The organism is Tumidithrix elongata BACA0141 (assembly GCF_036349135.1).
In the GTDB taxonomy this organism is placed as follows: Bacteria; Cyanobacteriota; Cyanobacteriia; order Pseudanabaenales; family Pseudanabaenaceae; genus Tumidithrix; species Tumidithrix elongata.
The window spans coordinates 1-8,597 of record NZ_JAZBJZ010000162.1 but is presented as its reverse complement, the minus strand read 5'-3'; the positions used below and the strand labels follow the sequence as shown (position 1 = coordinate 8,597).

General features: G+C 43.6%; 9 protein-coding genes. 6 read left to right on the top strand and 3 right to left on the bottom strand.

What is annotated here, in order from left to right:
* Positions 1-103: 103 nt before the first annotated feature.
* Positions 104-772, top strand: coding sequence for a class I SAM-dependent methyltransferase (locus V2H45_RS23665; protein WP_330486157.1), 669 nt, complete (start codon positions 104-106; stop codon positions 770-772).
* A 47-nt stretch (positions 773-819) separates the two neighbouring features.
* Here the strand turns inward: V2H45_RS23665 and V2H45_RS23660 are convergent, their stop codons facing one another.
* The 3 genes from V2H45_RS23660 to dcm all read right to left on the bottom strand — a co-directional run bounded on the left by V2H45_RS23660 (position 820) and on the right by dcm (position 4,776).
* On the bottom strand, positions 820-2,166 hold the full coding sequence (locus V2H45_RS23660) for an Era-like GTP-binding protein (protein WP_330486156.1): 1,347 nt from the start codon (positions 2,164-2,166) through the stop codon (positions 820-822).
* 145 nt (positions 2,167-2,311) lie between these two features.
* On the bottom strand, positions 2,312-3,514 hold the full coding sequence (locus V2H45_RS23655) for a type II restriction endonuclease (RefSeq protein ID WP_330486155.1): 1,203 nt from the start codon (positions 3,512-3,514) through the stop codon (positions 2,312-2,314).
* 8 nt (positions 3,515-3,522) lie between these two features.
* On the bottom strand, positions 3,523-4,776 hold the full coding sequence (dcm, locus tag V2H45_RS23650) for a DNA (cytosine-5-)-methyltransferase (protein WP_408648890.1): 1,254 nt from the start codon (positions 4,774-4,776) through the stop codon (positions 3,523-3,525).
* A gap of 179 nt (positions 4,777-4,955) precedes the next feature.
* On the opposite strand from dcm, the gene V2H45_RS23645 reads away from it, so the two are divergent.
* The 5 genes from V2H45_RS23645 to V2H45_RS23625 all read left to right on the top strand — a co-directional run bounded on the left by V2H45_RS23645 (position 4,956) and on the right by V2H45_RS23625 (position 8,428).
* Entirely contained in the window at positions 4,956-5,255 is a 300-nt protein-coding gene (locus V2H45_RS23645) for a DUF433 domain-containing protein (RefSeq protein WP_330486153.1), read from the top strand.
* A gap of 125 nt (positions 5,256-5,380) precedes the next feature.
* Entirely contained in the window at positions 5,381-6,280 is a 900-nt protein-coding gene (thrB, locus tag V2H45_RS23640; protein WP_330486152.1) for a homoserine kinase, read from the top strand.
* 174 nt (positions 6,281-6,454) lie between these two features.
* Positions 6,455-6,715, top strand: a complete 261-nt coding sequence (locus tag V2H45_RS23635; RefSeq protein ID WP_330486151.1) for a hypothetical protein — start codon at positions 6,455-6,457, stop codon at positions 6,713-6,715.
* A 24-nt stretch (positions 6,716-6,739) separates the two neighbouring features.
* Entirely contained in the window at positions 6,740-7,720 is a 981-nt protein-coding gene (locus V2H45_RS23630; protein WP_330486150.1) for a Gfo/Idh/MocA family protein, read from the top strand.
* A gap of 315 nt (positions 7,721-8,035) precedes the next feature.
* Positions 8,036-8,428 carry a hypothetical protein gene (locus tag V2H45_RS23625; protein WP_330486149.1) on the top strand — a complete coding sequence of 131 codons (393 nt, stop codon included), beginning with the start codon at positions 8,036-8,038 and terminating at the stop codon, positions 8,426-8,428.
* Positions 8,429-8,597 lie beyond the last annotated feature (169 nt).

The following is an 8,597-nucleotide window of genomic DNA, read 5'->3' as shown; positions in this document are numbered from 1 at the left end:
GGAAGAGGAAAACCCTGTCCACAACTTGTTTTTATTTCCCAACAACTCTATTATATCAGTCCCGTTATTCATAAATTGCTAGGCAATAGCTAGAGCGAAATCAATGACAATAATCCATAAGCATTTTGCAGACAATACTAGCGAACATTCTGTGGCAACTCAGTTGCGGCGACAGCGATTTGATGTTTTTATGGAAATGCTCAAAGACTTACCTCGCCCCGTCAAAATTCTTGATATTGGTGGGAGTCAAGGGTATTGGGAAATGATGGCAGACAGAACTCTGCTAGATCGAGAATTTCAAATTACCCTGCTAAATATTGAGAATCAGGCTGTATCAATCCCTAGTTTTACAGCAGCGATCGGTGATGGTAGAGCCATGCCAGAGTTTGCAGACAAGCAGTTTGATATCGTGTTTTCAAATTCCACGATTGAGCATGTTGGGAGCTTTGAAGATCAAAAACGTATGGCAGATGAAGTTAGACGGGTAGGTAAACGATATTACATACAAACGCCTAATCTTTTCTTTCCTGTAGAGCCGCATTTTGTATTTCCCCTGTTTCAATTCTTTCCGATCGCATTCAGAGCATGGTTGCTACAACACTTTGATTTAGGCTGGTATACCAAAATCCCTGACTATCAAAAAGCATTACATGAAGTCAAAAGTATCCGTTTATTGCATAGGGCAGAATTCAAACAACTTTTCCCAGAAGCCATAATTTTTGAAGAAAAGTTCTATGGCATGGTTAAGTCCTTTGTTTCTTTTACCCCTTGACGATTTTTAAATTCAGTACATCGGTATAAAAACGGCAGGAATCATCTCTAGCCTAGCTTAAGACGGCTGAGAATTGTATTGGTTGGGGCAGTTTGCAAAATCTTTTGAATTAAGGCTTTTGCGCTCGATCGCCCCCAGCCGCTACTTTGTTCTAGATCCCGATGCAGCGATCGCAACATCCAAGGTAGGGTAATTCCAGACCAGCCAATCTGGGCAAATTGGGGAATATCACTCAATCCAAAGTTCGCGCCAGAAAAAGATCCAAAATTAGAGCTAAAGGAAAAGTTCCAGCCAAAATCATTCCCAATTGTAATACCCAACCCTCCGAGTATGAGAGAATTCAGCGCGATCGCTCCCAACCAACTCAAGGATTGCTGAACTGGAAAGCCCCAGAGCCACACTACCAAGAGCAAACTGTCGATCGCCCCACTAATAAGTCCATCTAGCCAAAACCAAGGGGAAATGAATAAAGCGATCGCCTTACCCATAAACACCGCAGTTACAGTTGGACTCAGGGAAGGCAAGCGTTGCAGATGTCTCTGAGTGACAGAGGTTTGAATATCTGCCAAGGCTCGCATGGCATTGAGAGCCAGTAGGGCTTTCCCTTCTTGATTGAGTAGGGAGAGAATTCTAAGTTTAAGGGATTCCACATCGGGTGGTGATTGTTCCCAAACATCTTGACTGGGGCGATCGGCATATTGCAGGCGTACCTTGGTAGGCATGGGTTCAGCGGCACTCAACACGATCTCATCGGGTGAAATAAGTTCACGCACGGCTTCGCTTTGCAGGGCAGCATGAATTGCGAGGCGATCGCTTTCAGGATATAAATCGATCTTGTTGAAAACTAGCAGAATGGGCTTGTAGCATTCTCGTAACTTTGCGATCGCTTCCTGCTCGATACGGGTCATGTCTCCAGCAATCACAAACAAAATCAGATCGGCTTTTTGAGCGGCTTCCATTGCTAAAATTGTGCGTTCCTCCCCTGCAATCTCATCAATACCAGGGGTATCGATCAGCTCGATCTGAACCTTTGTGCTAGGAGATGAGATAGAGCTTGAACCATTCCCCTCTTCATTTCCCGCTCCGAAGGAAACAGAATCCTGCGAACTTGTGTTTTCTATTTCCTTCTCTAATTTGGGATTCCATCCCTTTGTCTCTACCGTTTGGGTAACACCGTGAATTGCTCCCGTAGCCCAGATTTTTTTGCCCAGCAACGCATTTAAGACCGATGTTTTGCCACACGAAACCATGCCAAAGGCAGCAATTTGGATCGCACAGCGATCGAGTTTGAGCAATAATGCCGCGATCGCGGCAATTTCTTGTTGGTTAAGCTTTTTGGAACTGAGGGAATTGACGAGGCGATCGCGGGCTAGTTGTAGATAGTCAGAATTCATGTCAAGTTTTTTATATGGAGTATCTCAATAATTTTGGCGATCGCTTGATAGTTTGTACTTTTGAGAATGAACAGATATGGATGGAGGTAATCTCTATTTGTTATCATAACTGCGCGATCGTAGTTGAATTTTGAGTAACTTTTAGTTACTGATATTGACGAAGATACTCTACAAATTCAGTTAAATCCATTAGCCAAGCTTGCTGCTTTGGAGTATAAGTTGAATGTAGAGATCGTGGAATAACAAGCTGAAGCCTTTGGAATCTCATTTCTTCAGTTTGGTTATTACTAATTGCAGTTTCAAGTGTGAGCAGGTGTTTTGTTGAAATGCGATTGGCTTCAGACAATACTTGTCTCCAACGGTCTTTACAAGTAGATTTTACCCCTAGCATAGTTAGGTGAAGTGGGTTAAAGTTCGGATCCTTATATTCAGCTTGTCCAGGAAATAGAAAGTCTGGTTTCGATCTGTTTTCTGTTACCTTACCCCTTGAGTAGCGAATATTAGAATCAGTAAAAATTGTTTCAAGATGATTCTCAAGAGCATATCCAACGCGACTTTTTCTTCGATTTTGTACAGATAGAGAGAAGGCAAGAAAACCCTCTACATCATTATCAAATCCTTTGCTGAGACGATCTGCAATGAGATAACGCTCCAAAGTTCTGAATAAAATTTCTTCGCGTTCCATCCAAGCCATAATAGCTGAGTCCAAACCATCCTCTAAGTTAATGTCTTGCAAGGTAGAACGTGCATGTTCGGAAAAAATACGAGTGTTAGGAAAGCTCCCTTCAAATTTTTCTAACATCGTCTCAAGGTAGTTTTCTTCGTTGGATTCTATTGCAATTCCAATATTTTCAAGGATAAATCGAGATGTAAACTCTATTCGGTCTTGATCGGTTTCTAATTCCCCTCTTACTGAAAAACCAGAATGAGAAAGGTTTGTCAAACCAAAGAGCCATTGAATTTGATTTGATATAGTTGAATCATTCTCAGCAATAATCACCAAGACAGAATTATCTGGACGAGTTCCGATTACCAATAAATCACCTTCGGCAGCACATTGAGAAACTAAAGTATCTGGAAAATACAATCTATATTCTGAACGGTTTGGATGGTTTTCACGAGCATCGTACCAAGTTAAATATCCATCATCGACAGGAGGTTCATCATCATGATCGTTAAGATAGATAAATTTAGCCTGATATGTTTGCTTGGCACTACCAAATAATTGTTTCAGTCCTTTTACCCCATTGAACTCATGTTGATGACTACGAAATATATCTGACTCAACTGCACTGAGTCGTTTTGCAGCCACTCCTGTAAAGTATTCCGAAAGATGCCCAGACTTCATAAATATCTCTAATTAGATTTTGTCTTTTGTTGTTTTAGCGACAAAATCTGTGGAACCATAATTCTAGCAACTTCACGTATAGCTGGAACAACTACACTGTTTCCAAACTGACGATAAGCCTGAGTATCTGATACTGGGATTATAAATTGATCGGGGAAACCCATTAATCTCGCACATTCGCGTGGAGTGAGGCGACGGGGATTCTTTCCTTTCCCTCGATACACAAGAATTTCGGAGCCATCTTTGTAATATCGGGCAGACAAAGTACGGGCAACATCGTCAGGAGTTACAAGACCAAAGCCAAATCCATTGCCTGCGGCACGATGCTTGTCAGCATAGGCTTGCAGATAAGCCCAAAGTTTATCAGAAAGAATATACTTGCTATGTACTTTTGCCTTTTCTCCAATTGTGTAGGGTTCCTCAGCCTCCTCACTACCATCTTCGGGGTGTAAAATTGATATGAGTTTTGGTTTCTCTATTGGGGCGCATAAATTATCCCAGCAGAAATTAGTTTGCTGAATGAAGCCCACAATAATGATTCGCTCTCGATGTTGTGGGACAAATTGCTGCCCATCAATAACTTTATAGTGAACATCGTAACCAAGTTCATTACGGAGTGTATTCAAGATGACTTGGAACGTATTGCCTTTATCATGAGATAAAAGATTTTTAACGTTTTCGAGTAGAAATGCTTTTGGACGCTTAGCTGCGATAATCCTTGCTACGTCAAAGAATAAAGTGCCTTGTGTAGTACATTCAAAACCATGTGGACGGCCAAGAGCATTTTTTTTACTTACACCTGCAATGCTAAACGGCTGGCATGGGAAGCCTGCAAGAAGTACATCATGATCGGGTACATCTTCAGCAGGATAAGGGACAATATCACCTACAAATGGATGATTATCTCCATAGTTCGCTAGATAAGTTTTTTTAGACCAGTCATTCCATTCACTAGTAAAAACACATTTACCCCCAGCATCTCGAAAACCAAGATGGATTCCTCCAATCCCTGCAAAAAGATCTATAAAAGTGAAGTCCTTGCCTTGACTGGCTATTACCGAAGAATTGTAAAGGATATCACGCAAAGCTGGTTCCAACATTGCTGGACATCGCGTTTCCCCAGATTCCCAACGTGCCACAGTTCTTTGTGAGACATGAAGACGTTGAGCAAGATCGCGCTGCGTAAAGCGATTGCGTGCTTGGCTGAGTAGAGATGATGGCTGAACTTCGTACAATGTCTTTCTGGGTATTATTGATGACATTATGACATATAAATGACCCTTGGAAGTATACCTCTTATGATTTATGAAAACTGGAGAGGATATGGGGCGGTGATACTTTAACCTTGAGGTGAAAGGCTTGATTATCTGTGGCGATATTCCTTACCGTCGTTGATGCGATCGCAAAAAATAATCACATTGTTTGCAATATAGTGTAACCAGTGAACTCAAAAACTTGTATGCGATCGCTAAACACAGAGATCCTTAACGGAGAACCTTATAGCTATTTTCCACTTGGACAATACGTTGTTCGAGCCGTTGGAGTTTGTGGCGATCGCCCAACCTTCAAATATACGCGCATCGAAATTACAGGCGCGATCGAACGGCTAGCCACAGGTGAAAGCATGGATAGTATTGTGCAGGGATTTCGCGGACGCGTATCCCGCGAGGCAATTTCGGAAGCTCTCCAAGTTGTAACCACCCATTTTCTTGAGAGTCTTCCAACTCTAGAAGTAGCATGATTAACCTTGACAAATAACTTTTTGCGATCGCTTATACATTCTTTACGACGAGGTACGCAGAAGCTAAGATGGCGCGATGTAGAATCGCTATGCTCACTACTTGTTAATAATTTCAGTCTAAGCCTATGTTTGAAGTCTCAGTTCCTGCCACCACTGGTAATCTTGGTCCCGGGTTTGACTGTTTAGGTGCAGCCCTATCGCTTTATAACAAGTTTCAGTTTGCGGTGTCAGATGAGCTGAAGATTACAGCCTCTGGGGCAGGGGCAGATAAAGTTGCGAAAAATAAATCCAACCTCGTTTACGAGAGCTTAGAAAAGTTTTATGCCCATATCGGTCAGCCAAAACCAATTATCTCTCTACATATTGATGCTCAGGTTCCGCTAGCAAGGGGGCTAGGTAGCTCCGCAACCGCAATTGTAGGTGGATTGGTGGGGGCAAATCTCTTGGCGGGCTCCCCCCTAGAGCAAAAAGACCTGCTGCAATTGGCGATCGACATGGAGGGACATCCCGATAATGTCGTACCTGCTATGTTGGGTGGCTGCTATTTGATGGCTTCCAATAAAAGTGGCGGATGGGAATTTTGTCCAATTAACTGGCATAAACAGGTGGCGATCGCGATCGCCATTCCCAATTTTGAACTTTCGACGGCTAAAGCCCGCCAAGTGTTGCCCCGCGACGTCCCGATGAAAGATGCCATCTTTAATGCCTCGCACTTAGCCCTATTAACCCATGCCCTTACCACTGGCAATCAAGATTGGCTGCAATCGGGCTTACAAGATCGCCTCCATCAACCCTACCGTCAAAGCCTAATTCCGGGGATGGAAGCCGTCCAGAAAGCGGCGATCGAGGCAGGAGCCTATGGCATGGTGATCAGTGGGGCTGGTCCCACCCTACTTGCGCTTGGTAGCCCTGCTAAAATAGAAGCAGTAGCAGAAGCAATGCGTGCGGCTTGGCAAGAAACGGGTATGATTTCGACAGCGAAATGCCTCGCGATCGCCAAGCATGGTACAACTTTTACAGGTTAATTGTCTGAAGCACTTCAGCTACCTTAGCTTGCTACGGTTGACTACAGCGCTGAGAATGCGATCGCTTTGCCGATCTGCGATCGGCGGTAGTGTATATTGTGGCTAATCTCTGTAGGCTAAAATCTCTATAGGTCTCTCGGTTAATATTCATTTTGTCAGTTGTTTGGAATCTCTATGACTAAATTCCAGTTCCTTCTGGTCTCAGCCTTAGTAACCTCGGTCGTTTTCCTATTTATCGGTAGCCGTGATAGTAACTCACTGGCAGCTATGTTTCCCGTGGTCGCGATTATGACCCTCTCAGCACTGGCAAATCGCTTTGTTTCTGAGCCTGTCTGGGAAAAAGTGGCAATTTGGGCAAATACGACCGCTGGTCGCCGTATCTTTCGGACAAAGCAAAAACGCTTGCCCCCTTCTAAATCTCGCCGCATCCGCTAGCCATTGATTGGGATTTCTAATTCTTTGAGTAAACTAACTTCACCCTTACGCGTTGGTATTGTTGGTACTGGTTTTGTTGCCAAGTTACGCGCTGAAATTTTAAGCCAAGATCCGAGGGTGCAACTCAAAGCGATCGCAGGTAGCGCCGACAAAGCCAATGCCCTTGCCCAAGCTTTTAACATCGAAGCCCATCCCTATTGGTCTGAGCTAGCGATCAGACCCGATATCGATCTCGTGGTTGTTGCCAATGTCAATCGCGATCACGGTGCAGTTGTGGCTCAAGCACTTAGAGCGGGTAAGCATGTCATTGTCGAATATCCCCTAGCCTTTAGCTATTCCGAGGCGGAAGCCCTCGTGCAATTGGCTCAAGCCAACCATTTACTCCTCCATGTCGAACATCTCGAACTGCTCGGTGCGGTTCATCAAACTGTCACAAAGGTTTTGCCAGACCTAGGGGAGCCATTTTATGCGCGTTATGTGACTCAAAATCCCCAGCGTCCAGCCCCAGATAAATGGACCTATATGCCAGAGTTGTTTGGGTTTCCCTTGGTCGCCGCAGTTTCGCGCGTGCATCGATTGACGGCTCTATTCGGTAAAGTCAAGTCGGTTGCCTGTCAGTTGCGCTATCAAGGCGATGCCTTACCTCGACGATATACTTCTTGTATTTGCAACGCCCAACTTCAGTTTGTCAGTGGGTTAGTAGCAGATATTAGCTACAGCAAAGGCGAACATCTGTGGAAATCAGAGCGCAGTATGGAGATTCAAGGTAGCCGTGGTGCTGTGTTATTTGAGGGTGAGTCGGGCAAATTAATTACGGCAGATGGTGAAACCGTACTTACCGTCGATAGTCCTAAGGGGCTGTTTAAACGCGATACAGAAAATGTTTTAGACCATTTGTTTGATGGGGTTCCACTCTATACCAATTCGGACAGTTCGCTCCACGCGATCGCAGTCGCCTGTGCTGCCGAAAAAGCAGCAAAAACAAATACTGTGATTGAAGTTTAAAGCGATCGCCGAGAAATCGATTCACGTATCAGAAGACCTATAAGGAATATACAAAATTCTAGGCTTCGAGCCATTTTATATCGTATCCATTTGGTAATACATACCACCCATCGAGTTTGATAACCATACGAACCAAGATTGCTCTACTCATATTGTTGATATGCTGAGGGAGCAGTTACTGCGCTATTCTTTAGGTAAGAGTAGGTAATTCAAGCTGTGTGGTAATTTAAGCGATTGGGGTGGGCGTGATAAGCTAGTAGAAAATACCGATCAGACTTTTTGAACTTCTTCACGGAGTATGTAATGGCAATAGCAATGGATAATCGGCAAAGAGCGATTCAGTTAGTTGAGCAACTACCTGAAGATTCGCTGAGCGATGTGATTGAGTTGCTAAATGCTTTACATAGAAAGACTATTCAAGTTAATTCATCAATTCAAGCAAAGTCTGAAGAAAAGTTGTTGCAGGTCATCCATCGCAAGCTTTTACAGGAAGAGCAAGCTAGACTAGATTATCTGCGCGAACAAAATGAAAGTGGTGGTATTACAGAAGCAGAACATCAGGAGTTATTGGCTTTTGTCTCTCGCATAGAAAATGAAGATGCGGAAAGGGCTGCGGCAATTTTACAGTTGGCGCAAATTCGTAAAGTTGAGCCAATTAGCTTAATTACAGAATTTGCCTCCCCGATGAGAATCAATCATGCCATCTGAAAAGATTCCACTGGCAATCAGACGGGTTGTGGCGATACGAGCTAAAAATTACTGTGAATACAGATCCGAAGGTTGAAACAGTCAAATATTCGCTTGAAAAATGTCAATCTCCATATTAGAGTTGTTGGGAAATAAAAACAAGTTGTGGACAGGGTTTTCCCTCTTCCCT

Excerpts from the sequence above, each read along its gene's own strand:
- V2H45_RS23665 (WP_330486157.1), top strand. The coding sequence starts at position 104 with ATGACAATAATCCATAAGCATTTTGCAGACAATACTAGCGAACATTCT.
- V2H45_RS23660 (WP_330486156.1), bottom strand. The coding sequence starts at position 2,166 with ATGAATTCTGACTATCTACAACTAGCCCGCGATCGCCTCGTCAATTCC.
- V2H45_RS23655 (WP_330486155.1), bottom strand. The coding sequence starts at position 3,514 with ATGAAGTCTGGGCATCTTTCGGAATACTTTACAGGAGTGGCTGCAAAA.
- dcm (WP_408648890.1), bottom strand. The coding sequence starts at position 4,776 with ATGTCATCAATAATACCCAGAAAGACATTGTACGAAGTTCAGCCATCA.
- thrB (WP_330486152.1), top strand. The coding sequence starts at position 5,381 with ATGTTTGAAGTCTCAGTTCCTGCCACCACTGGTAATCTTGGTCCCGGG.
- V2H45_RS23635 (WP_330486151.1), top strand. The coding sequence starts at position 6,455 with ATGACTAAATTCCAGTTCCTTCTGGTCTCAGCCTTAGTAACCTCGGTC.
- V2H45_RS23625 (WP_330486149.1), top strand. The coding sequence starts at position 8,036 with ATGGATAATCGGCAAAGAGCGATTCAGTTAGTTGAGCAACTACCTGAA.